Origin of the sequence: Microbacterium sp. TWP3-1-2b2, from assembly GCF_049896145.1 — a bacterium.
GTDB lineage: Bacteria > Actinomycetota > Actinomycetes > Actinomycetales > Microbacteriaceae > Microbacterium.
In genome coordinates this window covers 275,780-300,673 of sequence record NZ_JAFCTS010000002.1, presented here as the reverse complement: position 1 = coordinate 300,673, position 24,894 = coordinate 275,780, and the positions used below count along the sequence as shown (strand labels likewise).

The following is a 24,894-nucleotide window of genomic DNA, read 5'->3' as shown; positions in this document are numbered from 1 at the left end:
GGGCTAAACCCTCGGGGGTGGCCCCCCCCTCCGGGTGCGCACCGCCTTCGTCGATTCCGGGCGATCAATGCCCCGGCGTCAGCTCCTTGTCATCGAGGAGCGAGTCGGCTTTCGCGCTGAAGAAGCGGGTCGCCCACATCATGGCGGCGGCGAGGAAGGCGAACACGCCGAGCGACACCACGCCCCACGCTCCGCTCTCGGTCGGAGCGGCCTCGTTGAAGCCGGTGCGCATGATCGGCGCCACGAAGCCGCCCAGGTTGCCGAGCGAGTTGATCAGACCGATGCCGGCGGCTGCGGCTGCTCCGGTGAGGAACGAGGTCGGGAACGACCAGGTGATGGGACCCGCCGCGAGGAACGCGGAGACGGCGATCGTGATCGCGAGCAGTCCGATCAGTCCCTGACCGTTCGCTCCGGCCCAGGCCGAGACGAGGATGGCGACGCCGGTGATGACGAAGAACCACGCACCCCACACCCGACGGCGCTTGATCGTGTCTGCGTGCTTGCCTGCGTAGTAGCAGGCGAACAGGCCCACCGCCCACGGGATGGCGGAGACGAGGCCGACCTGCCAGCCGACGTCCTGCCCGATGAGCCCGGAGACCTGCTGCGGAAGGTAGAACGTCGTGCCGTAGACGGCGATCTGCAGGCAGAAGTAGATGATGGTGAAGTACCACACCTTCCAGTTCACCATCGCCGCACCGATTCCCCGCGGACCGTCGGTCTCCTTGACGGCGTCTTCGTGCTCCATCACGACCCTGAGCGCGTGCTTCTCGTCATCCGAGAGGAACTTCGCCTTCTGCGGCGAGTCCACCAGGAAGTAGAACGCGGCGATACCCGCCACGACGGCCAGCATGCCCTCCACGAAGAACATCACCTGCCATCCGGCCCATGGCGTGAGCTGCTCGCCGAAGCTGATCAGTCCGCCTGAGAGCGGAGCGCCCAGCATCTGCGAGAACGGCTGCGCCAGATAGAACAGGGCGAACATCTGAACGCGGCGCTTGTTGGGGAACCACTGCGACAGGAACATGATCACGCCGGGGAATAGGCCGGCCTCGGTCACCCCGAGCAGGAAGCGCAGGATGATGAACATCGTCTCGCCGTTGACGAACGCGAACGCCGCCGCGACGATGCCCCAGGTGATCGCGATGCGGGCGAGCCAGAATCTGGCGCCGAACTTGTTCAGCAGCAGGTTCGACGGGATCTCGAAGAGCGCATAGCCGATGAAGAAGATGCCGGCGCCGAGTGCGTACGCACCGGCCGAGATCCCCCTGTCGGTCTCCAATGCCGCTTCGGCGAAGCCGACGTTCGTGCGGTCGAGGAAGGCGACGAAGTACAGGATGATGAGCATCGGCATCAGACGGAAGGTCGCCTTCTTGATGCCGCTGGCAAGATGAGGACTCGCCAGCAGTGAGGGCGCCGTGGCGCTCGGGGTGGATTCGGACACGAAGAACTCTCCTTTGAGTGGGTTCGGTTGGACGGCGTCAGCTGCCGAGCGCCGGAATGATCAGAAAGAGGCCGACGGCCACACAGATCACTCCGAGCACCAGGAAGGCGATGCGGCTCTTGGACCATGGACGAGTCATGATGAGACCCTTCAGTGCATGTAGAGACCGCCGTCGACGTTCAGGGTCTGTCCCGTCACGAAACCGGCGTTCTCGCTGATGAGGAAGGCCACCGCTGCGGCGATGTCCGTCGGGGTGCCGATGCGCGGGAGCACACCGTCAGCCGCCATCGCGGTCTTGCGCTCCTCAGTGAGAGTGCCGCCCATGATGTCGGTGTCGATCGGTCCCGGCGAGATGACGTTGGCAGTCACCCCGAACGGGCCGAGTTCTCGTGCGATCGAGCGCATCAGCCCGATGATGCCGGCCTTCGACGCCGAGTACGGCGTCTTGGAGAACGTGCCGCCCCCGCGTTGCGCTGACACGGACGAGATGCCGATGATCCGGCCGACGCCGTTGTCCACGAGGGTGCGCGCTACTCGCTGAGTGATCCAGTGCACGCCGTCGAGGTTGATCGACTCGACGCGGTGCCACTCCTCGGGACTCACCTCGAGGTACGGCACAGGCGAGGACACACCGGCGAAGTTCACCACCGCGACGATCTGCGGAAGCTGTTCCTCGAGCGCGTCGACGGCCGCGACCGCCTGCTCGCGGTCGGCGACGTTCGCGCCGACGCCGACAGCGCGCACGCCATGCGCCTGTGCGACCTCAGCGGCAGTCTGCGCCGCCGCTTCGCGGTCGACATCGATGATCCCGACGTTCCAGCCCAGCTCGGCAAGATGGAATGCGGTGGCGCGACCGATCCCGCGAGGACTCGCGGCACCGGTCAGGATGACGGTTCGTTCGGTGGGGAATGTCGTGGACAACACTGCTCCTCTCATTTGGAGGGGTGGATGGGTGCGGGGCCGAGCTCGTCCATGAGCTTCTTGATCGCGACGTACGCCTTGTTGCGGTACGCGATGAGCTCGGGCGTCCGCTCGGCTGGGACGTCCAGGAACCCGCCGCCCGACTTGGTGCCGAGCTTTCCGGCCGAGACCAGGTCAGAGAGCGCCTTCGGCGTGGCGAAGCGCTCCGGGAACTCTGTCTGCAGCGAGGCGTAGCAGAACGAGTACACGTCGAGTCCTGCCATGTCTGCGATCGCGAACGGGCCGAAGACCGGGAGGCGGAATCCGAACGTCGTGCGCACGATCGTGTCGATGTCCTCCGGCGTTGCGACGCCTTCCTCGACGAGCTGGGTCGCCTCGTGGAACAGCGCGTACTGCAGGCGATTCAACACGAAGCCGGTCGCGTCTTTGACGCGAGCGGTCTCCTTGCCCGTCGCCGCCACGATCGCCTCGACGACGGGCAAGATGGCCTCGTCCGTCGCCGCGTGCGGAATCAGCTCGACGCCGGGGATGAAGGGCGCAGGGTTGGAGAAATGCACGCCGAGGAAGCGCTCCGGGTTCACGACTGCTTCGGCGAGCGTGCGGATCAGGATGGTCGAGGTGTTGCTGCCGATGATCGCTCCAGGGGCGGCTGCCTCGGAGATGCGCCGCAACGTCGCGTGCTTGATCTCGATCTTCTCCGGCACGGCCTCTTCGATGAACGAGGCACCGTCGACGGCATCCTCGATCGTGGCCGCCGTCACGCGCTCCGCGATGATCTTCGCCGCATCGGCGGGGAACAGTCCGTCCGCGACGAACTGCTCGGCCTCGACGATCAGACGGTCGCGGTTCTGCTTCGCGATCTCGATGTCGACATCCGCGATGCGTACATCTGCGCCGGACAGCGCGAGGCACTGCGCGATGCCGCCACCCATGTATCCGCTGCCGATGACGGCGTAGATGGGGCGTTCCTGATTGGTCATTGTGGTCTCCTGTGTCGAATTCGGATTCGTCGAGTTGCGGATGCCGCTCAGGCGTCTGCGGGCTCTGGGAGCAGCGTGCGCAGGTAATCGCGGTTGGTCGCGCAGACGCCGAGGCTGTCGCCGCCGTACTGCTCCATGAGGAATGGGCCGTTGAAGCCCAGTTCGATGGCCCGAGCCACCATGTCGCGGTAGTTGATCAGTCCGAGCTCCATGCTGGTGGGCACCGCGGTCTGCCAGCTGCCGTCGCCGGCCTCGTCACGGATGTAGTTCTTCACGTGCCAGTAATTGGCGTACGGGAGCGTCTTCTCGTGCATCTCGCGCCAGTCCTCGATCGGCCGGTGCAGGCGTACCAGATTGCCGATGTCGGGGTTGAGGCCGACGTTGTCCAGCCCGATCTCCTCGATCAGCCTGACCGCGCTGTCCGCGGTGCCGAGGTAGGTGTCCTCGTACATCTCCAGCGCCATCGGCAGACCGACGGATGCCGCGTGCTCACCGAGTTCGCGCAGGCGCTTAACGGCGAGCGCGCGGGTATCGGCGTCGTCGGGGTCGACCGAGCCCTGCGCGGTCCAGAACCACAGCGCCTCGCGCTGCGCGGGCGTGAACGGCTGGTGAAGGCCGGTCGAGAACACCTGCATGCCGAGCTCAGCAGCGGCGTCGATCGCCCGGTGCGCGTACGCGAGGTTCTGCTCGCCCTTGCCCGGCTCGATGACGCTCTGACGCTGCACGTGCACCGAGACGAGCTGCACCCGGTGGGAAGCAGCGATCGACGTGAGCTCCTCGCGCCGCTGCGGAGTCAGTTCGGAGGGGCGGATGTGGCTGTCAGCGATCTCGATCGCGGTGAAGCCGAGCCGGGACACCCGCCGGAAGACGCCATCCCAGGTCTCCGCCGATGCATCATGCAGTCGAGTGCCATCCGCGGCGACGGGAGAGAACCCGTGCATGCAGACGGCGATGGGCCAGTTGTCGCTGGTGAGGGGGTGCGGCGTTGCGGTCATGACGGCTCCGTTGACGTGTTCGTATTCGAGAACTGATCGAATCTTCCTAGATCCTATAGGAAATAGGGAAGGCGTCAAGGCGTGCGCTCTCGACCCGGCATGCGGCCGGACGATCCCACTCCGCGTCCGTGGGGTCAGCTGCGCTCGAGATCCAGCGAACGCGAGCGCACCTGCTCGATGTGGCGACGCATCAGACGCTCCGGCGCATCGCGGTCGCCGCTCGCGAAGGCGTCGACGATCGCCTCGTGCTCGGCGATCGCCTCACGCACGTCCGTGACGCCGTGGAGCACGGACTGGCGCATGCGGTGCAGCTGCGCGCCGAGTGATTCGGACATCTCTTCCAGATAGCTGTTGCCGCAGTGACGGAAGACCACGCGGTGGAAATCCGCGTCGGTCGCGAAGTAGGCGGTGGTGAGTTCGACGTCGGGCGACCCGGCGCGCATCCCTGTGATCACTCGCTCACCCGCAGCCCGATGAGCCTCCTCGGCCGCGCGCAACTCGTCGAGCATCAACGGGGAGGCCGGTGTCGCCAGCCTCGCTGCATTGGACTCGAGCATGATGCGCGCCTCGAACAGCTCCGCGAGCTGACCGGCGCCGAGCGGCGGCGCGACTCGATAACCCTTGAGCGCTTCACGGGTCACCAGGCCGGTGCGCTCCAACAGCACCATCGCCTCACGGACAGGCGTTGGCGAGACATCCAACTGGCGCGCGATCGTGTCGATGGACAGGCGTGCGCCGGGCGAGGCGTCACCACTCAGCAGCAGCTGCAGGATGCGGTCGTACACATGATCGCGCAGACCGCGGCGCTCGATCGTCGCATCCAGACCGGACAGACCGCTCTCGAATTCCATCGTCATGCTTGATTCTCCCTCGCCGGCGACCGTTCAGCACCCAGCAGTGCGACTTCATCGAGAATGTCATGAACCGCCTGCGGATCGTGCGCGAACCTGCCGAGGAACAGGCCGTCGACGCTGTCGGCGATCGTCGTCAGCAGACCAGGGCCCGCGCTTCCGCCGTAGATCACGGACGCATCTTCACGAGTGTCGCCGAGATGTCGTCGCAACCGCGAGCACACGCCGCGGATGTGCTCGGATGATGCCGGCGCCGCAGCGCCTATCGCCCACAGCGGCTCGTACGCCACCACGATCGGACCGGTGACGCCCGCGGTGTCGGCAGCACTGAGACCGGAGCGGATCTGCTCGATGCAGTCCTCTGCGGCGGCCGCCGGATCGATCCGATCCGCCTCGCCGACGCACAGCAGCGGCGTCAGTCCGTGGCGCAGCGCAGCGTGGATCTTGGCCGCGACCACCTCGTCCGTCTCGCCGAACAAGCGACGCCGTTCGGCATGGCCCACCTCGACGAAACGGCAGCCGAGTTCGGCGAGCACGGCGCCGGACACCTCGCCCGTGAAGGCGCCCGCATCGTCGCCGGCGAGGTCCTGCGCCCCGACCGTCAGCGGACCGCCCAGCGCGAGAGCCGCGGGAATGGAGGGATACTGCGGCATCACGAAGGCGGTCACCGTTGCCGCAGCGTGGTGCGCCCGTAGGATCTCCGCGGCTTCCGACACCCACTCGACGGTGCGCGCGTGGGAGAAGTACATCTTCAGGCTCACACCGATGAGCATGCGGTGATCGATCCTCAGGAACCTTCGTAGGCGCAGATCTCCTGCACCTTCTCAGCGGAGGCGCTGGTCGGGTCGAAGGTGTAGGTGAGCCACTCGGCCGCAAGGCGCCTCGCCAGCTCGATGCCGATGACCCTCTGCCCCATGCAGAGGACCTGCGCGTCGTTGGACAGCACAGAGCGCTCGACGCTGAAGGAGTCGTGCGCGGTGACCGCGCGGATGCCGTTGACCTTGTTCGCGGCGATCGCGACGCCCAGGCCCGTGCCGCAGATCAGGATCGCGCGATCGGCGTCGCCTGCGGCGACCTTCTCGGCCGCGTTCGTCGCGATCCTCGGGTAGTTGGTGTGCCCGTCCGCGTCGACGCCGACATCCACGACGGATTCGACGAGAGGGTTGGTGAGTAGATCCGCCTTGATGCGTTCCTTGTAGTCGTAGCCCGCGTCGTCCGAGCCGATCACCAGTCGAAGTGCCATGTCAGTCTTTCCCCTTCAGGATGTCGAGAACCGTGTATGCGATGAGCGCGAAGGAGACCGCGCCCGGGTCGGGAGTGCCGAGGCTCTTGTCGCCGTGCGCGCGAGCACGGCCGAGCTTCGCTGAGAGGTCGGCGGTGGCCTTGGCCGCATCGTCCGCTGCTTCAGCGGCCTCAGCCCACGCATCGACGAAGTCGGCACCTGAGCCGACCAGCTCGGCGAGCCGATCGGCGAAAGGGACGATCGCATCGATCATCGTCTTGTCGCCGACCTTCGCCTTGCCGAAGGACATCACCGCATCCTTCATCGCCGTGATGCCTGCGGCGACGCGCGCGGGGTCAGGATCACCGTCGTCGCCGAGTGTGGTGCCGAGTGCCACGAGCATCTCACCCCAGATGGCGCCGGAGGTGCCGCCGCCCTTGTCGGCCCAGGCATCACCGGCCTGTTGAAGTGTCGTGCGCGCACCGGCTCCTTCAGCGACGACCGCGGATGCTGCTGAGGAAGCCGCCCTGCTTCCGCGCTGCATGCCGATCCCATGGTCGCCGTCGCCGGCGATGCGGTCGATTCGACCGAGCTCGTCCGCCTCGGCATCCAGCTTCGCGGCCATCGCGATCAGCGCGCGATCGATCGCCGCCGCCGTCCGCCGGGAACCGTCGCTCGCGGGCCCGATGACACGCTCTTCCTCCGCGATCTCGACGGCGTCGACAGCCACCCGTCCCTCGACCGCACCACGTCGGAAGGCGGCCGTGTCGCACGACGCGTGCCAGAGCGGCTCGAGCTCGTCGTCGAGCCACAGCAGGGTGAGAGAGACGCCTGCCATGTCGAAGCTCGTGCAGAACTCCCCCACCTCGGGCGAGACGACGACGAGACCGGATTCGGCGAGCAGCCGATCGATCTCGGCGTAGACGACATACAGTTCTTCGTACTTGACGCTGCCCAGTCCGTTGAGGATCGGCACGACGCGCGCGCCGTCCCGATCGATTCCGTCCGGGATCTCGGCGAGGAGGGACGACACGAACAGCTCTGCCAGCCCTGCCGCCGTCGGCACGTCGACCTCGTCGATGCCCGGTTCGCCGTGAATGCCGAGTCCTACGGCCATCCGCCCCTCCGGCACGGTGAACAGCGGTTCGTCTGCGCCGGGCAACGTGCAGCCGCCGAAGGCCACCCCGAGAGACCGAGTGCGCGCATTGGCCAGTAGGGCCAGTCGCTCGACATCGTCGAGGTCGAGTCCGGACTCGGCCGCGGCGCCCGCGACCTTGAACACGACGAGGTCACCGGCGATGCCGCGGCGTTTGTCGAGCTCAGCGGCCGGGGCACTGGAGATGTCGTCGGTCACCACGACGGTGCGGCAGTCTATCCCTGCGGCGCGCATACGCTCCTGCGCCTGTGTGAAATGCAGCACGTCGCCCGCGTAGTTGCCGTAACTGAGCAGTACGCCGCGACCCTCGTGGGCTGACGTCGCGACGCTGTGCACCTGGTGCGCGGACGGCGAGGCGAACAGGTTGCCCATCGCCGCTCCGTGTGCCAGTCCGGGCCCGACCAGACCCGCGAACGCCGGGTAGTGTCCGCTCCCGCCGCCGATCACGACCGACACTGTCGGCGTCGCGCCCCGCGTGGAACGAATGACACCGCCCGTCACCGGCCGGACCCATCGGGCGGACGCAGCCGCGAAACCGACAGCGGACTCGGAGGCGAAGTCGTCCGGGTCATTGAACAAGCGCGTCATTGCGGTCTCCTCTGAACGAAAAAGGGGGCACACGTGCGACCCACGAGACCGATCCTATAGGAAATTGGATCAATTCAGAGCGAAAATGTTCGCCGCTGCGTCCGACGACGGATGAAGCGGCGTGGAACGGGCGGTGTCAGCGCAGAAGGCCGAGGCTCGCCAGAGCCATCCTGACGAGGGTGCCCCGGCCGCCCTCCATCTCGGCGGACACGGCGTCTGAGGCAGCCTCCTCCGGCGAGAACCAGGTGATCTCCAACGCGTCCTGACGAGGTTCACACGTGCCGGTGACGGGAACCACGAAGGCGAGCGAGACGGCATGCTGCCGTTCGTCGTGGTACGCGCTGACGCCGGGTAGCGGGAAGTACTCCGCCACAGTGAACGGCAGCGGTTGGAGCGGCAGCAACGGGAAGGCCATCGGGCCGAGGTCGTTCTCGATGTGCCTGAACAGTGCATCCCGGACCGTCTCGCCGTACCGCACTCGACCGGACACGATCGTGCGCGTCATCTCGCCGAGCGGCGTGGAGCGCAACAGGATGCCGAGTTCGGCGACCTGCCCTGACCCGTCTGCGCGCACCGGGATCGCCTCGACGTAGAGCATGGGCAGGCGTCGCCGCGCTTCGGCGAGCTCGAACTCACTCAGCCAGGCCGGATTGTTCGCGTCTGCGGGCAGCTCACTGAACCGCGAGAGGTCGTCGTCGCCCCCCTCGGGGTCAGGATCAGGTGTGCGCACCGACATGCCTCATTTCTACCAGTGTCTGTGCCTGCGCAGTTCTGCGCCTGCACAGTTCTGCCTCGGCTCGGTGTCCGTGTCGGCTGGCAGGATGGATGTGTGAGCGAAGAACTCAGTATCGACGCCGATGCCACGCGCTGGTCCATCGGTGAGCGCGCCGGGCTGCCGTTGCTCGTACTGCTGCATGGTTACGGCGCCGACGAGCACGATCTGTTCGGACTCGCGCCGTTCCTCCCCGATGACATCGCGGTTGCCTCCGTCGCCGCGCCCCTGGCACCGCCATGGCCCATGCCGGGCAGGTCCTGGTATGCGATCGATGGCCTGAACGGGCGAGACCCAGATGCCGTGACCATCGCCGCGCGCGCGTTCCTGCGGTGGCTCGACATCGCTGCAGCCGACGCGTCGACGGTGGCACTGCTCGGGTTCTCGCAGGGTGCCGCCGTTGCGCTGCAGGCGATGCGTCTCGAGCCCACGCGCTTCGATGCCGTGGTCGCGCTGAGCGGTTACGCGTCGCCGGGTGATCTGCCGGACGATGAAGCGCTGCGCGAGGCGCGTCCTCGCGTGTTCTGGGGCCGAGGAACGAACGACGACGTGATCCCCGCTCCACTGGTCGCCCACACCGCCGTGTGGTTGCCGGACCATTCCGAACTCACCGGCCGCGTCTACCCCGGGCTGACGCACAGCATCTCCGAGGATGAGCTCGCCGATGTGCGCGTCTTCCTCGAGAAGTGGCGAGACGCTTCACGCTAGCCGGTGCTCGCGTTCTCGGCATCCGCGCTACTGACGCGGAGCCCCTCAGCGCTTCTTTCCGCCACCGGGGGCGTCGACGTCCACCCAGACGAGCCGGTGATCGCTGGAGGGGAACGGGTACACGCCGGTGAGACGTGAGAGCGGGTCATCGGATGCGGGCCAGAAGACGCCAGATTCGATGATGCGGATCTGACGGCTGGGCAGCACATAGTCGACGCGGATGTTTCCCGGCGGCTCGGAGAAGTCGGCCGTGTCCTGCGCCGGGTCGCCCGCGTGCTCGTCGTTGACGCCTGCCTGAAGTTCTGCGGCCTCGACGGCTCCGGAGCTGGTCGGCACGGAGGCCGTGTTGACGCGGGGGCTTTCCAGAAGCTGCTGGATCGCACCGCCGGTGGAGTCGCCGTCATTGGGGTCGGCGTTCTGATCGCCCGCGATCACGAAGAGCTCATTGCGCCCGAGGCCGCCGCCGTTGCCCTGGTCATCGACGATGTACGACCCGGCCTTGCCTCCTGCGATGTAGTCGGCCCAGAGGCGGATCTCATCGTGGTTGCGTCGGCCGTTGCGGTCCTCTGCGCCGTCGAAGGTCGGCGGGGTCGGATGCGACACGAGGAAGTGCACGGTCTTGTTCTTCGACACCTCGATCGGCACGTCCCAATGCGACTTGCTCGAGAGCGGGAACCGGGCGAGCTCCTCCGCAGAGTAGAAGTCGGCCGGCTGGGGTGTCGTCGGGTCGTCCGGCAGAAGCGCGCCTGGCATGTCCGCCCACAGGAGGTTCTGGAATGTGCGGATCGCGTCCTGATCGATCGGATACTTCGAGTAGACCGCCATGCCGTATTGACCAGGGAAGAGTCCGAAGCCCCAGGCGTCGTCTCCGCCGGAGACCGCTCCGTCATTGTTCAGATCGAAACCGCTGGGCACGCCCGTATTGACCGGTGCGGAGTAGCGATAGGCGTACTCGACGGGCTCCGCGTCCGCATGCGGTGTTGACAGGTAGTTCTCCTGGAACAGTCGCAGGGCCTCACCGCCTGCGTCGTAGTCGAACTCATTGATCAGCAGAACGTCGGGGTTCGCACGTTGGATGATCTCGGCGACCGCATCCGCCTGCGCGTTACCTGGGGCGGAGAGATCGGCGACGAGCGCACCCTCGGTGCCGCGATTGAGCGAGGCGTTGAAGGTGGCGAAGCGCACGTCCGAGTCGTCATTCGACCGGTGCGGAGGTGCGGCCGCGGCCGAAGTTGCGGTCGTGGCGGCGGCGCCGACGACCAGAAGGGCTGCGAGAGCGGCCGCGCGGACGCGGCGATGCGTGGTCATGCGCGCCAGGCTAGCCCGGAACCGTGACGTTCAGAAGACCGATCGATGAACGGATGACGATCGCGACACGCCCGGGGGTTGCGTCGTTCGACACGCCCGGGTATCGTCGTCACGTCCTGTCCGCCGTGTTTGGAAGTTCATTGATCTGATCTGTCGCCTCCGCGCTCTTCTTTCCGCGCGCTGACACGACGATCCTTCCCACCCTTCGACAGGCTCAGGGACCGAGCCGCTCCGCTTCTTCGGCGTCGAGCGGCGACCCGCGTCAGTGCATCCGCACACCCTCGGGAGACACCCCATGTCATTGCAGACCACCCACGCTTCGGTCACTCTTGACCGCCTCACCTTCACCTGGCCGGACGGTGACGCCGCACTCGACGGCGTCACCGGGTCGTTCGCCACCGGCCGCACCGGTCTGGTCGGACGCAACGGGTCCGGCAAATCGACCCTGCTTCGCCTCATCGCCGGAGAACTCTCACCCACGGCCGGTGCGATCAATACCTCTGGTGATGTCGCCTACCTCCCCCAGCGGTTGACGCTCGATGTCGATCGCCGCGTCGCCGAGCTGCTCGGGGTCGCATCGGCGTTGGACGCGGTCCGCGCAATCGCCGCGGGCGACGTCGACCCCGAACATTTCGACGCCGTCGGCGACGACTGGGACATCGAGGCGCGAGCGGAGGTGTCACTGGCTGAGGCCGGTCTTGATCCTTCGTTCCTCGACCGCCGAGTCGGCGAGCTGTCCGGCGGCGAGGCCGTGCTCGTCGCCATCGCCGGCATCCGGCTCTCCCGTGCACCGATCACGCTGCTCGACGAGCCGACGAACAATCTCGACCGCTACGCCAGGGCGCGCCTCGCCGACATGGTGCGCTCCTGGAAGGGCACGCTCGTCGTGGTCAGTCACGACGTGTCATTGCTCGAGCTGATGGATGACACCGCCGAGCTGTACGCGCATTCGCTGAGCGTGTTCGGCGGGCCCTACTCGGAGTGGCGTGCGTGGCTGGACGCCGAGCAGGATGCTGCGCGCCAAGCGGAGCGCGATGCCAAGCAGTCGTTCAAGAAGGAGAAGCGACAGCGCATCGAGGCCGAGACCAAGTTGGCAGGCAGAGCGCGCGTGGCGAACAAGGCGTTCGTCGAGAAGCGGGTTCCGAAGATCATCGCGAACGGTCGGAAGATGGCCGCCCAGGTCTCCGCCGGAAGGCTGCGCACCGAGGTTGCGGAGAAGGAGAGCGAGGCGAGGGCTGCGCTCGACGAGGCCGGACGGCGCGTGCGGGGCGACGCCTCGATGAAGATCGAGTTGCCGGATCCTGATGTGTCTGCTTCCCGTCGCATCGCCACGATAGGTGACCAGGAGCGATCCTGGATCATCCAGGGACCGGAGCGCGTGGCGTTGATCGGCCGCAACGGCGTGGGTAAGACGACGCTGCTGCAGCGGCTGGTCGATGGCGTCACGGACGGCACTCCTGCCGTATCGGCCCACACCGATCGCATCGGGTACCTGCCGCAGCGCATCGATGGTCTGGACGAATCGCTCTCGGTGCTCGAGAACATCGCGAAGGCCGCACAGGCGATCCCGGAGAAGGAGTTGCGCAACCGGCTCGCGCGATTCCTGATCCGTGGCGATACGACCGATCGTCCGGTCGGTGCGTTGTCCGGAGGCGAGCGCTTCCGCGTCGCGCTGGCGAAGCTGCTGCTCGCCGATCCGGCACCGCACCTAGTGGTTCTCGACGAGCCGACCAACAACCTCGATCTCGATACGGTCGATCAGCTCGTGGAGGCGTTGCGCGCGTACCGCGGCGCAGTGCTCGTCGTCAGCCACGATGACGCTTTCCTGGAAAGGCTCGTCCTGGACCTGACGCTGGAGATCGATGCAGAGGGGAGGATTCAGGAGATCAGCCGTTGAGGTCCGTGAGCCAGTCGTGATCGGGGAGCGTCCGCATCAGCGCATCACGCAACCACGCCCGTCGCGGATGGTCGAGGAACGGCAGCGTGGCGGCGAAATCGGCGTCGTCTTTGGGCCGCTGTCCTTTCGCCTTGTACAGCAGCTGGATCTCGGGTTGCAGATACCGGATGCCGTCTCGCTCCCAAAGGGCATCCGCCAGCGGCATCCGGACCGTCTCATCACGCTTGTACACCCACTCGCTCACGGATCCAGGGCTCAGGAGAATGTCGTACTCCCACGGGCTTGCCGCCCCCTGACGTGTCCACAGTTGGCCGCACCCGTCGGGGAGGATGTCAGCGGCCAGGGCTTCGGGCCGGTCATCTGGACGCACGGGGCGAAGTGCGCCCGAGAACGCGCACCATGCATCGAGGCGGCCCGAGAGGTGGCGACGCAGCAGTGGCAGCTCCTCTCGAAGCACCGCGGGGTCGATGTCCTCGTGATGCCGCTGCACCCCGGTGAATGCCTCCAGCGCCCAGCCGCCCGCGATCCACCACGTGCCGGGATAATCGCGGAACAGGTTCGCTGCGTCGTCAGGGGTGCGCGCAAGCCACTCTCCGTAGAGCCGCTCGAACTCGGCATCCTCGTCGCTCATGGATGAAAGGCTATCGGGCGCCGTGTTCGAACCGGCAGGCGGCCTTAGCGGTCAGAACGGCGCCTCGGACGGCATCCGGTCGGCCACGTCTTCGAAGGTGACATAGGTGGCGACGCCCGGTGGGTGATCGACATAGCTCCTGCCGGTGGGACTGGTCCACTCCAGCACCCCACCGCCGAGTTGTCGCACTTTCCATGGCGTCTGGTGCTTGGTCACATGATGTCGGCGGCAGAAATCCGCAAGATTGGTGACCGTCGTGGCGCCGCCGAGCGCATGATCGATCGTGTGGTCGTCGTCGCATATTCTCGCGACGAGCCTGCATCCTGGAAACCTGCAGCGCCGATCTCTGGCCCTCAGATACCGGCGCATCTCGGTCGACGGTCGATATCTGTCCACGCCGAGCACCATTCCTGATGCCGGGTGGGTGAAGACCCGGTCGAACCCGGATGCATTTCCGGTCAGAATCCGGGCCGTCGCCGGATCGACCGGACCGACACCCTCCAGATGTGCGGGCGAGGCGATCTCGTCGGGATCGGTCAGGGTGAGCACCGGGACCGTGATGTCGACGCGCGCACGGATCTCACCGAGTAGCCCGTCTTCGGTCTCGTGGCCGGTCGGGGATCCAGTCAGAACGAGGTCAGCGAGCAGGTCGAACCGCAGCTGATTCATCGTCCGCTCATCCGCGAAATCATCCGTCGCGGCATCCGAAACGCCACCGGCTTCCTTCGCGGCCCGAGCGTTCTCGGCCCTTACCTTCAGCCCCATCTGCGTGGCTCTGTCTTGCATGCCGTTGATGATCGCGCTCGGTCCGAACAACACGAGCTCGCCCATGCCGTCGTCGCGCGCTTTCACCCACGCCCCGCGCTTCTCCCGCGCCTCACTGTGCCGCTCGGTGAATGAGGCCTCTCGAAAGCGCTCCGCCGTCTGCGCCGCGAAAGGCCGTAGCCGATTCGGGGATTCCGCCTCGGCCCGTGCAACCACGACCGCTTCATAGCGGGCTCTGCTCCCGGCATCCTCGATCGGATCGCCGGCATCCATGATGACCCGCACATGCGCCTGCGAGATGCGACCGGCGCCGAACGAGGCCGCCGTCGCGGGAAAACGCTCCGCGAGTCGCGCGGCCGTTCCCATGTGGGCCTCGATCGTACGATCGCTCAACCGCAGCGCGGCACCGATCTCGGTCGCCACGGCACGTTGCGACATCTCACGCGAATCGACCGAATCGAACGGTTCATCATCGGCGATGCGCGACGCGGTCGCCAACAGTGCAGACTTCGTCGCCATCAGCTGGTTGATCGTCTGATCCACCGACGAGAGCGTCGTGACGACATCTTAGAGCAGCGCGTTCAGCGCCGGAGAAGTCATCGTCGAAATGTTCATATCTACATTGAACTGCTACCCTCGGACATTAGTTCATATGTGCTCATAGTTCACCACGTGCTTCGTCGTCTCGCCCCGATGTCTGATCCACAGACGATGATGGAGGGATGAGCGACGTGCTCGAACGCTTCACCCCCGCCACACAGGACTGGTTCAGGGGCGCCTTCAGCGCGCCCACGCCCGCACAGATCGGCGCGTGGGACGCGATCTCCGCCGGCAGGCACGCCCTCGTGGTCGCCCCCACGGGGTCGGGCAAGACGCTCTCCGCCTTCCTCTGGGCGATCGACCGCGTCTTCCGCGAGCGAACGGATGTGGCGGACGCCGCCCCCACGAAGGGCGCTGCGCGCACACGCATCCTCTACATCTCCCCCCTCAAGGCCCTCGGTGTCGACGTCGAGCGCAACCTGCGCTCCCCTCTTGTCGGCATCGGGCAGTCGGCGCGTCGACTGGGACTCGCGGCGCCCTCGGTGAGTGTCGGAGTCCGCTCAGGTGACACCACCTCGAGCGACCGCCGAAAGCTCGTCTCCGATCCGCCCGACATCCTCATCACCACGCCCGAGTCGCTCTACCTCATGCTCACGAGCCGCGCAGGCGAGACCCTGCGCGACGTGCACACCGTCATCATCGACGAGGTGCACGCCGTGGCTGCGACCAAGCGCGGAGCACACCTCGCTGTGAGCCTGGAGCGACTGGACGCGCTTCGGCGAGCCGGCCGCGAAGACACGGCACCCGCGCAGCGCATCGGCCTCTCCGCCACCGTGCGCCCCATAGACGAGGTGGCTCGTTTCCTCGGCGGTTCGGAACCTGTCGAGATCGTCGCACCGAAGGCATCGAAGACGTTCGAGTTGTCGGTCGTCGTGCCGATGGATGACATGACCAACCCGCCTCCCCCACCAGGCGCCCCGGCCACGAGCGATGATCCTGCCGAGTACACCGAGGTCACAGGATCGGTCTGGCCGCACGTCGAAGAGGCGATCGTCGACCGGATCCTCGAGAACAAGTCCACGATCGTCTTCTCCAACTCCAGGCGACTCGCCGAGCGCCTCACCGGCAGGCTCAACGAGATCTACGCCGAACGCATCGGGGTCCCGGTCCCCGAACCCGCGGGACCTCCTGCCGCCATGATGGCGCAGGCCGGCTCCACCTCAGGAGCCGACCCCGTGCTCGCCAAGGCGCACCACGGTTCCGTCTCGAAAGAGCAGCGGGCGCTCGTCGAGGAAGAGCTGAAGTCCGGCATCCTGCGCTGCGTCGTCGCGACGAGCAGCCTCGAACTCGGCATCGACATGGGCGCCGTCGACCTCGTCATCCAGGTGGAGGCGCCGCCGTCCGCAGCATCCGGTCTGCAACGCGTCGGACGCGCAGGGCACCAGGTCGGCGAGATCAGCCGCGCCGCTCTCTTCCCCAAACACCGCGGCGACGTGCTGCACACCGCGATCGTGACCGAGCGGATGCTGGCGGGCAAGATCGAGGCGATCGCCGTTCCGCGCAACCCGCTCGACATCCTCGCCCAGCAGACCGTCGCGGCCTGCGCACTGGCGCCGATCAGCGTCGAGGAATGGTTCGAGACGGTGCGGCGCAGTGCACCGTTCCAGGCGCTCCCCCGTTCGGCATACGAGGCGACGCTCGATCTGCTGGCAGGACGCTTTCCATCCGACGAGTTCGCCGAGCTGCGCCCTCGGCTGATCTGGAATCGAGATGCAGGCACACTCACCGGGCGGCCCGGCGCGCAGCGGATCGCAGTGACGAGCGGCGGCACGATCCCTGACCGCGGTCTGTTCGGTGTCTTCGTCGCCGGTGAAGGTGCGGGTCGCCGCGTCGGTGAGCTCGACGAGGAGATGGTCTACGAATCCCGGGTGGGCGATGTGTTCACGCTCGGCACGACGAGCTGGCGGATCGCCGAGATCACCCACGACCGCGTCAACGTCCTGCCCGCATACGGGCAGCCGGGCAAGGTGCCGTTCTGGCACGGTGACGGCATCGGCCGGCCTTTCGAACTCGGCGAGGCACTGGGCAGGTTCTCCCGTGAAGTGTCGGCCGCGACTGCGGAGAAGGCCACTCGACGACTGATCGAGGCCGGCCTCGACGAACAGGCGCGCGCCAACCTGATGGCTCATCTGAACGAGCAGCGCGAGGCCACCGGGACGCTCCCGACCGACCGCACCCTGACCGTCGAGCGCGGGCGCGACGAGGTCGGCGACTGGCGACTCATCCTGCATTCTCCATACGGCATGAAGGTGCACGCGCCGTGGGCACTGGCGATCAACGCGAGGGTCAGAGAGCGCCTCGGGGTCGAGGGGTCAGCAGTCGCGAGCGACGACGGCATCATCGTGCGGATCCCGGATGCCGACGCCGAGCCGCCAGGTGCCGAGTTGTTCGTCTTCGACCCGGACGAGCTGGAGCATGTGGTCACCGAAGAGGTCGGCGGCTCAGCGCTGTTTGCCTCGCGGTTCAGGGAGTGCGCTGCCCGCGCTCTGCTCATGCCGCGCATGAACCCGAACAAGCGCACTCCCCTGTGGCAGCAGCGCCAGCGCTCGGCCCAACTGCTCGAGGTCGCCCGGCGTCATCCGACGTTCCCCGTCATCCTCGAGACGCTGCGCGAAGTGCTGCAGGACGTCTACGATCTCCCCTCGCTCCGGCGGCTCATCAACGCCATCGCCGAGCGGAAGGTACGGCTGGTCGAGACGGAGCCGTCGCAGCCCTCGCCGTACGCACGCGATCTGCTGTTCGGCTACGTCGGCGCATTCATGTACGAGGGCGATTCGCCGCTCGCGGAGCGCCGCGCGGCCGCGCTGTCGGTCGATCCTGCGCTGCTCGGCGAGCTGCTCGGGACGATCGAACTGCGCGAGCTGCTCGACCCCGACGTGCTCGCGCAATGGGAGCGTGAGGCACAACGGCTCGACCCGGAACGGCACGTGCGCGGGCTGGAAGGAGTCGCCGATCTGCTGCGGATGCTGGGACCGCTCGATGCCGCGGAGGTCGCCGCGCGACTGGAAGACACCACAGGTCCCGAAGGCGCGGATGCCGGATCTCGGGCCCTGCCCACTTCCGCGGCCCAGACACACCTCGACGATCTGATCGTCGCCCGTCGTGCGATCGCCGTCACGGTCGCCGGCTCCCTCCGCGTCGCCGCGATCGAGGACGCCGGACGCCTGCGGGATGCGCTGGGTGTCGCCCTGCCCACTGGCATCCCTGTCGCGTTCCTCGAACCGCTCGCCGATCCGCTCGGCGACCTGGTCGCCCGCTTCGCCCGTACGCACGGCCCGTTCACGACGGATGCCGTCTCACTCCGCTTCGGCATCGGTTCTGCCGTCGCCCGCCACACGCTGCAAAGGCTGGAGAACGCCGGTCGCCTCACCAGCGGGTACTTCCTGCCAGAGGCGGCAGGAAGCGGGTCCGAGATCGAATGGTGCGACACCGAGGTGCTGCGCCGCCTTCGGATGCGGTCACTCGCCGCCATCCGCGGCAGCGTCGAACCGGTCTCGCCGGAGGCTTACGCACGCTTCCTGCCCGAATGGCAGCACCTCGGCCGCCCGTTGGAGGGGCTCGACGGCGTGGTGTCGGTGATCGAGCAGTTCGCTGGGGTGCCCATCCCTGCAAGCGCATGGGAATCGCTGATCCTGCCCTCCAGAGTCCGCGACTACACGCCGGCGCTGCTTGACGAGCTGACAGCGAGCGGCGAGGTCATCTGGTCGGGCCACGGCACACTGCCGGGACGTGATGGTTGGGTGTCGCTGCATCCCGCTGATCTGGCGCCGTTCACACTGCCGGAGCCGGAGGACGAACTCGCGCCGGACTCTCTCGAATCACAGCTGCTGAGCGCGCTCGGGGCCGGCGGGGCGTACTTCGCGACCCAGCTGCGCGAGATGACCGGCGCCGAGAACGAGCAATCAGTGCTCGAGGCGCTGTGGAACCTCACCTGGTCGAGCAGAGTCACCAACGACACGTTCGCCCCGATCCGGTCACTGCTCGCCGGTGGGTCGCAGGCCCACCGGGTGACCCGCCGCGCACCACGCACACGCACCTACCGTGGCATGTCGTTGACTCGCACCCCTGCCAGGCCGACAGCGGTGGGCGGACGATGGTCGCTGCTTCCTGCAGCGGAGACGGATGCCGCGCGTCGCGCGACCGTGACCGCTGGCCTGCTGCTCGACCGCTACGGCGTCGTCACGCGCGGTGCCGTGCAGGCCGAGGGTGTTCCGGGCGGATTCGCCCAGGCGTACCGCGTGCTCGCCGGGTTCGAGGAAGCAGGGCACTGCAGACGCGGGTACGTCATCGAGAAGCTCGGGGCTGCGCAGTTCGCGGCATCCGCGACCGTCGACCGCCTGCGCACGTTCGCGGCCCTGGCGGATCCACCTCCCCGCAAGGCCGTCACGCTCGCTGCGACCGACCCGGCGAACCCGTACGGCGCAGCGCTCGCGTGGCCGAGGCGTGACGGCGTGTCGCATCGTCCAGGGCGCAAGGCGGGAGGACTCGTGGTCCTCGTCGACGGGTCGCTCGTGCTCTACCTCGAACGCGGTGGCCGCACCGTGCTCGCGTTCGATGATGATCCCGAGCTGCTGCGCGCCGCAGCATCCGATCTGGTCATGACTTCGCGCGCACGCCGACTCGAGACGCTCACGGTCGAGAAGATCAACGGCGAGGCGATCTACGGCACCGACTTCGCAATGGCGTTGCAAGAGGCGGGTTTCGTGGCGACCCCGCGCGGCTTCGCCCTGCGCAAAGCGATCTAGCGGCGAGACCGATGCTCCGGCATGAAACCGAGCTGCGCGCGCTCGGTTTCGTGCCACGAACTCGGTCTCGTGCCATCACGCCGGCACGAAGCCCCTTTCGATCCAGCGCGCGACACGATCGACCGAATCGGTCGCCGCCGATTCTTCCGGCCGGTTCAGGTGACCGTGCAGCACCGCAGGCTCGGTCGCGAGTTCGAGCGGTATCCCCGCAGCGACCAGCGCCTCAGCGAACACTTCACCCGACAGCCGCAGAAGGTCGATCTCGGAGTTGATCATCAGCACCGGGGGGAAGCCGGTCAGCTCTCCCGCCACGGCGCGACCTGGCACGACTGCCAATGGCGCATCGTCGACGGGGCCGCCGAAGAAGTTCCGATACATATCGCGAACATAGCCCGGGGGGTGGATCGCCGACGGATTCGCATCGAGCAGCGCCTGCAGCGCGGCATCCGGCGTCGGCTGATCGGCGAGGAGGGTGGGGTACGCGAGGAAGACGCCTGCCGGGGCCGGCACCGAGCTCGCCTCATCGGCGAGCAGGCGCAGCACCGCACCCGCGACGAGATTGCCACCCGCACTCGCTCCGCCGACCGCCGTACGCCCGATGTCGATGCCGAGCACGTCGGCGTGATCCAACGTCCACGTCCACGCGGTGAGGATGTCGTCGGAGGGCGCGGGGTAGTGAAATCCTCCGCCGAGGTGCCGGTAGTCGACGGAGATCACAGTGACTCCGCGCGCGGCGAGCGCACCGGACGTCCAGTGCGCCTCCGGCATGTCCAGATCCCCGCCGCGAAAGCCGCCGCCGTGGGCCCACATCAGCGCCGGCGTGCGGCCCGACTTCCCGGGCGACGCCGGATAGACGCGAACCAGCCCGTCGGCCGCGTCGAATGGCTCAGTCATGCTCATGGCCTCCTGGCCTGTCGTCGTGCGCATCCACAGTCTGCGCGCTACGCTACATGAATCGTTTCAAGACGCGCAAGCCACCGGTTGCGATCCATATGATGGATTTCACCGCGCGCCGCGCGACCAGCTAGATGAGGTGCATGTGACCGGGCCAGTAGGAATTCGTGAGGTGGCCGAGCGTGCGAACGTGTCCGTCGGCACCGTCTCCAACGTGCTGAACAAGCCCGAGCTCGTCTCGGCTCGAACCCTCGCGCTCGTGCAGTCGACGATGGACGAACTCGGCTTCGTACGGAACGATCTCGCCCGGCAGCTGCGGATGGGTGGCGGCACCACACTCGGCATGATCGTGCTCAACGTCGCGAATCCGTTCTGGGCTGAGCTGGCCCACGCGTGCGAGGCCGCCGCAGAGGTGCAGGGCCACACGGTGATCTTCGGCAGCAGCGATCAGCTCGATGGACGCGAGGACCGCTACATCGACCTCTTCGAAGAGCAGCGGGTGCGGGGAATGCTGATCGCGCCCCTCGATGGCGCGACCGAGCGGATGAATCGGCTCACCCGACGGGGCATGCCCCTCGTCCTCTTCGACATCCATGCCGCAGGCGGCGACGTCTGCTCCGTCGCGCTCGACGGCAACGTCGGCGGCTATCTCGCGGTGAAGCATCTTCTCGACACCGGCAGGCGCAGGGTCGCGTTCCTCGGCGGACCGCTGCACCAGGTGGAGGACCGGTGGGAGGGAGCCCAGCGCGCCATCTCGGAGGTGGCAGATGCGACGCTCACCCATTTCGACACCGCAGATCAGACGATCGCAGACGGTCGCGCGATGGGTGAGCTGATCGCCGACCTGCCGGAGCACGCGCGCCCCGATTCGATCTTCGGCGCCAACGACCTGCTGGCGCTCGGCGCGATGCAGTCCCTCGTACTCGCCGACGGCGTGCAGGTTCCACGCGACATCGCGATCGTCGGCTACGACGACATCGACTATGCGGCATCGGCTATCGTGCCACTCACCACGATCCACCAGCCGAGACAAGCGCTGGCGACCGAAGCCGTACGGCTCGTGCTCGACCACGCGGCGACCGGAGGCGCGCACGAGCATGAACACCTGCTGCTGCCGCCTCAGCTCGTCGTGAGGGAGAGCACAGCACGCTGATCAGGACCAACCGATCACAGTCTGCCGATCACCACGTCGGGCGCCGCGTACTGTAACCGACCTCGCCCAGATGGAACGCGAGCGGAGTGAGATCGGCGGCGTCGTACGGCCCGGCATTGGATGCGTCGGTGCCAGAAGCTCGCACGCGGATGCCGACCTCCACCTCGGTGATCGCCGTACCCGTGACCAGGTCGGAGACGTCGACTGCCACGCGGTTCCATCCGGCCGGCCAGATGGTTCCGGTGCGCTGCACACTCGTGCCGTCCGCTCCGTGCACGATGATGATGCTTTCGAGGGGGCGCCGCGGATTCGGCGTGCACAGGTCCAGGAGCGCATAGACGAAGCGCGCACGCGACAGCATCCGCCCCGTCGCGGGATCCACGCTAGTCCCCGGCGGCATGCGCACAGTCACGCTTCCGACGTTCGAGTCGGACGACGCACCCTGCCGGGATCTCACCAGGAGGACAGGTCCCGCCGGCTGCTCATGCGGCACTGGCATGCAGCGGATGCCGTCGCCCAGGACCTCGACCGACAGGGCCGACGAGTCGACGACGGCCCCGGCAGTGATGGTCCGTGTGAGCCAATCACGTTCGCCCTCGACGTCCGGCGAGGGCGACGGACGGAACGGCGGCGTCCATACCGCCTCATCGGGCGGCGTCAGCCGACGCTCCGGAGGGCGAACCGTCGAGACGGGGACGGTTCGCTCGTGCACGCCCGCCCCCAGCGCCTCCGCCGTCCGTCCTGGCAGACGCAACTCTGCGTGAGACCCGACGGGCACTGTGAGGAGGAGGGACACCGTCTCGGCATCCTTCCGGTAGCTCAGAGCGACAGTGCCGCGCACAGTGCGCGACGACAGGGTCAGCGAGTCCACGCCGTCCACGAACTGCGGTTCGGCGACGAAGGCCGACCAGCCCCCGCCGGTCGGACGGACGCCGGCGAGCCACTGCCAAGCCCAGCCGGCGAACGGTCCGCCGAGTCCGATGTGATCGAGTGACCCTGTGCCGGTGTTCAGCGGGTCGATCCACCAGCACTCCCAGAACGTGCCGGGCCCGTGATCGAGCATCGCACCGATCCCTGGTTCAGCCGACTGATGCAGGGCATCGAAGACCGCCTGCGAATGCCCGGTGCGCGCCAGCGCACGAACGACTGTCCGCGTGGTGGCGAAGCCGGATGTCACCCGGTCTCCACCGGCTCGCACACCGGCGGCGATGCGCTCGGCCGCGCGCTCGCGCTCGTCCGGGAACAGGATCTCTCCCTCGATTCCGATGGCGTCCGCACCCTGCGTGCCGTTGCCGAACACGTCACGCTCCGCGTCGAAGAACGCCGAGCGTGCGGCCGCGCGGAGCTCGTCGGCGCTCGCGCGCCGTTCAGCAGCGGCATCCGCCTGCCCGACCGCGTCCTCGAGCGTCGCCAGAGATTCGAGGCAGTCGATGCTCGCCAGAGTGTGATGCAGCGGCGGAGGCGTCTGCACGAGTCCGAGCCAGTCCGATCCGTAGCTGATCGGGGCCAGCCCGATCACACCGTCATCGGTGCGCAGGGCCAGTTGATAGTCGGCCCAGCGCCGCAGCACGGGGAGCATGTCGCGCACGACGCGGGCATCGCCATAGTGCAGCCAATGGCCGAGCAGCACCCGCTGGAGGGCTGCGCCCCATACCGGGTCGGGTGTGATCCTGGGATCGCGGAGGTCGGGAGAGATCGCCGGAATGCTCCCGTCCGCCTGCTGACTGGTGCGCAGGTCTCCGAGCCACTTCGTGAAGAAGCCCTGCATGTCGAAGGCCGAGAAGTCGAATTCGGCGGCAGATGCGGTGTCTCCCGTCCACCCCGACTGTTCGCGAGTGGGACAGTCCTCCGGAATTCCATGCACGTTGTTCCGCAGCGTGCGCCTGGCGACGCGAACCAACGCATTGACCTGCGCGTCGTCCGTCTCCAGGTCACTGCTCGACTCCAGATCGGAATGGAGGCTCCACGCCTCCAACTCGACCTCGGCGTCGGCGGGGAGGCCGAGCACCTCGACATAGCGGAATCCGTGATAGCAGAACCACGGCGTGAGAATCGCGTCGGTCTGCCCGCCGACGACGTACTCGACGGCCTGGCGCACGCGCCCGCGGTCGTACGGCATCGTCAGATTGGTGGTGTCGATGCGACCGTCTGCGCCGAGATGCTCGCCGTGGACGACGCGGATCACGCTGCGCTGCGGCAACCGGGCCTTGACAGTGAGCGCGGTTCGCCCAGCGATGTTGGTGCCGATGTCGTACACGCGATACGCACCCGTGCGCGCGAGGAGCGTGGCGCCGTGCACAGCCACCCTGTGCACTGCCGGCGACGGGTCAGGGGCGATGTCGCGCGGGGGCGACTGAGGCGATGAGGGCGAGGCGCTCGGCTCGAGCAGCCGAGCAGCGGATGCCGGATGGAAGCCCGAATGCGTGGACAGCGTCTCATGCCGCTCGAGATAGAACGGCTCTTCCACCGTCACCGGGCTCGCAGCACTGAGCATCCCCTCACCGGTGCCGGCGCGCAGTACCGTGCCGTCCTCCAGGTGCACGACGACGACGGCGAGCACGCGCGGATCCAGCCCGGTTCTCGCCCACTCACCTGAAGCGACGGCGAGGTCGACCGCGTTCTCACCGGACTCGTCGCCACCCGACCGCAGCAGGTCGGTCACGTCGTAGCTGCGGTAGAGAGCACGTGCAGAATCGGTCCGCGACGGATCGGACGATGCTGGGTTGACCGCGACGCCGTTCACGGACGCCCGCACCAACCCCTGCGCGGTGAGGTGAAGACGGGCGGAGACGACCGGTGCGCCGACGTGGAACTCTCGCCGCAGGATCGACAGCGGCGGATGCGACACCCACTGCGCACCCCAGTCGGAGAAGACCCATGGCCCCGTCTCGATGTAGGACGGGGCCGACCAGTCCGACCAGACCCCTGTCTCGTCGCGCGCGCGAACGGCCCAGAGGTACGCAGCGTCAGGATCGAGTGGGGTCGTCAGCTCGACGAACGGATCGGCGCCGTCCTCACCCTCAGCCTTCACCACGACTGTCAGGACAGCATCCGCACGCCGGGGATCCGCGCCGTCCGACGAGACCCGCACCTCGAATGCTGTCTGCCTCTGCCCCGACCGCAGCAGAGGTACGACCCAGGACAGCCTCGGACGACGATGCGAAGCAAGCCGAACGAAGCGGTCCTCGCCGTTTCGTCCGACGGCCGCGCGCGGTGAATGGCCATCGGCACGCAGCGTGGTGGGTACGGGACTGGTCACTTCGCTCC

The 24,894-nt window shown here is 67.4% G+C and carries 18 protein-coding genes; 4 read left to right on the top strand and 14 right to left on the bottom strand.

Annotated elements, in window-relative coordinates; translation table 11 throughout:
* Window positions 1-64: 64 nt before the first annotated feature.
* From ACP7AR_RS16865 to ACP7AR_RS16825, 9 genes are all read right to left on the bottom strand, one after another.
* A complete protein-coding gene (locus ACP7AR_RS16865) occupies window positions 65-1,441 on the bottom strand; it encodes an MFS transporter (protein WP_426188351.1) in 1,377 nt (458 codons plus the stop codon).
* Between the two features lie 150 nt (window positions 1,442-1,591).
* The gene (locus tag ACP7AR_RS16860; RefSeq protein WP_426188350.1) at window positions 1,592-2,377 is read right to left on the bottom strand and encodes an SDR family NAD(P)-dependent oxidoreductase; all 786 of its coding nucleotides are present in this window, start codon (window positions 2,375-2,377) and stop codon (window positions 1,592-1,594) included.
* A complete protein-coding gene (locus ACP7AR_RS16855; protein ID WP_426188348.1) occupies window positions 2,374-3,342 on the bottom strand; it encodes a 3-hydroxyacyl-CoA dehydrogenase family protein in 969 nt (322 codons plus the stop codon). The genes ACP7AR_RS16860 and ACP7AR_RS16855 overlap by 4 nt, the downstream gene beginning before the upstream one ends.
* A gap of 47 nt (window positions 3,343-3,389) precedes the next feature.
* Window positions 3,390-4,337 carry a sugar phosphate isomerase/epimerase family protein gene (locus ACP7AR_RS16850; RefSeq protein WP_426188346.1) on the bottom strand — a complete coding sequence of 316 codons (948 nt, stop codon included), beginning with the start codon at window positions 4,335-4,337 and terminating at the stop codon, window positions 3,390-3,392.
* A gap of 134 nt (window positions 4,338-4,471) precedes the next feature.
* Window positions 4,472-5,194 (bottom strand): GntR family transcriptional regulator, encoded by a 723-nt coding sequence (locus tag ACP7AR_RS16845; protein WP_426188344.1) that lies wholly within the window; start codon window positions 5,192-5,194, stop codon window positions 4,472-4,474.
* On the bottom strand, window positions 5,191-5,949 hold the full coding sequence (locus ACP7AR_RS16840; RefSeq protein ID WP_426188342.1) for a triose-phosphate isomerase family protein: 759 nt from the start codon (window positions 5,947-5,949) through the stop codon (window positions 5,191-5,193). The genes ACP7AR_RS16845 and ACP7AR_RS16840 overlap by 4 nt, the downstream gene beginning before the upstream one ends.
* A gap of 26 nt (window positions 5,950-5,975) precedes the next feature.
* Window positions 5,976-6,431, bottom strand: coding sequence for a ribose-5-phosphate isomerase (locus ACP7AR_RS16835; RefSeq protein ID WP_426188340.1), 456 nt, complete (start codon window positions 6,429-6,431; stop codon window positions 5,976-5,978).
* A gap of 1 nt (window position 6,432) precedes the next feature.
* Window positions 6,433-8,154: a dihydroxyacetone kinase family protein gene (locus tag ACP7AR_RS16830; RefSeq protein ID WP_426188338.1), complete on the bottom strand. Its 1,722-nt coding sequence runs from the start codon at window positions 8,152-8,154 to the stop codon at window positions 6,433-6,435.
* 136 nt (window positions 8,155-8,290) lie between these two features.
* Entirely contained in the window at window positions 8,291-8,890 is a 600-nt protein-coding gene (locus ACP7AR_RS16825) for an NUDIX hydrolase family protein (RefSeq protein ID WP_426188336.1), read from the bottom strand.
* A gap of 93 nt (window positions 8,891-8,983) precedes the next feature.
* Between ACP7AR_RS16825 and ACP7AR_RS16820 the strand changes: the two genes are divergently transcribed.
* A complete protein-coding gene (locus ACP7AR_RS16820; protein ID WP_426188334.1) occupies window positions 8,984-9,634 on the top strand; it encodes an alpha/beta hydrolase in 651 nt (216 codons plus the stop codon).
* Window positions 9,635-9,679: 45 nt separating this feature from the next.
* On the opposite strand, the gene ACP7AR_RS16815 is transcribed toward ACP7AR_RS16820, so the two are convergent.
* Window positions 9,680-10,942: an endonuclease/exonuclease/phosphatase family protein gene (locus ACP7AR_RS16815; protein WP_426188332.1), complete on the bottom strand. Its 1,263-nt coding sequence runs from the start codon at window positions 10,940-10,942 to the stop codon at window positions 9,680-9,682.
* Window positions 10,943-11,237: 295 nt separating this feature from the next.
* Here ACP7AR_RS16815 and ACP7AR_RS16810 point away from each other — a divergent pair, with 295 nt between their 5' ends.
* Window positions 11,238-12,839, top strand: coding sequence for an ABC-F family ATP-binding cassette domain-containing protein (locus tag ACP7AR_RS16810; RefSeq protein WP_426188330.1), 1,602 nt, complete (start codon window positions 11,238-11,240; stop codon window positions 12,837-12,839).
* Here ACP7AR_RS16810 and ACP7AR_RS16805 read toward each other — a convergent pair.
* Window positions 12,829-13,470: a nucleotidyltransferase domain-containing protein gene (locus ACP7AR_RS16805; RefSeq protein WP_426188328.1), complete on the bottom strand. Its 642-nt coding sequence runs from the start codon at window positions 13,468-13,470 to the stop codon at window positions 12,829-12,831. The genes ACP7AR_RS16810 and ACP7AR_RS16805 overlap by 11 nt on opposite strands.
* 51 nt (window positions 13,471-13,521) lie before the next feature.
* Complete coding sequence (locus ACP7AR_RS16800) at window positions 13,522-14,778, bottom strand: DUF222 domain-containing protein (protein WP_426188326.1); 1,257 nt, start codon at window positions 14,776-14,778, stop codon at window positions 13,522-13,524.
* Window positions 14,779-14,957: 179 nt separating this feature from the next.
* Between ACP7AR_RS16800 and ACP7AR_RS16795 the strand changes: the two genes are divergently transcribed.
* A complete protein-coding gene (locus ACP7AR_RS16795; protein ID WP_426188324.1) occupies window positions 14,958-19,580 on the top strand; it encodes an ATP-dependent helicase in 4,623 nt (1,540 codons plus the stop codon).
* Window positions 19,581-19,655: 75 nt separating this feature from the next.
* Here the strand turns inward: ACP7AR_RS16795 and ACP7AR_RS16790 are convergent, their stop codons facing one another.
* Window positions 19,656-20,474 (bottom strand): alpha/beta hydrolase, encoded by an 819-nt coding sequence (locus ACP7AR_RS16790; RefSeq protein WP_426188322.1) that lies wholly within the window; start codon window positions 20,472-20,474, stop codon window positions 19,656-19,658.
* Window positions 20,475-20,646: 172 nt separating this feature from the next.
* Between ACP7AR_RS16790 and ACP7AR_RS16785 the strand changes: the two genes are divergently transcribed.
* Entirely contained in the window at window positions 20,647-21,627 is a 981-nt protein-coding gene (locus ACP7AR_RS16785) for a LacI family DNA-binding transcriptional regulator (RefSeq protein WP_426188320.1), read from the top strand.
* Window positions 21,628-21,655: 28 nt separating this feature from the next.
* On the opposite strand, the gene ACP7AR_RS16780 is transcribed toward ACP7AR_RS16785, so the two are convergent.
* Window positions 21,656-24,886 (bottom strand): family 78 glycoside hydrolase catalytic domain, encoded by a 3,231-nt coding sequence (locus ACP7AR_RS16780; protein WP_426188318.1) that lies wholly within the window; start codon window positions 24,884-24,886, stop codon window positions 21,656-21,658.
* Window positions 24,887-24,894 lie beyond the last annotated feature (8 nt).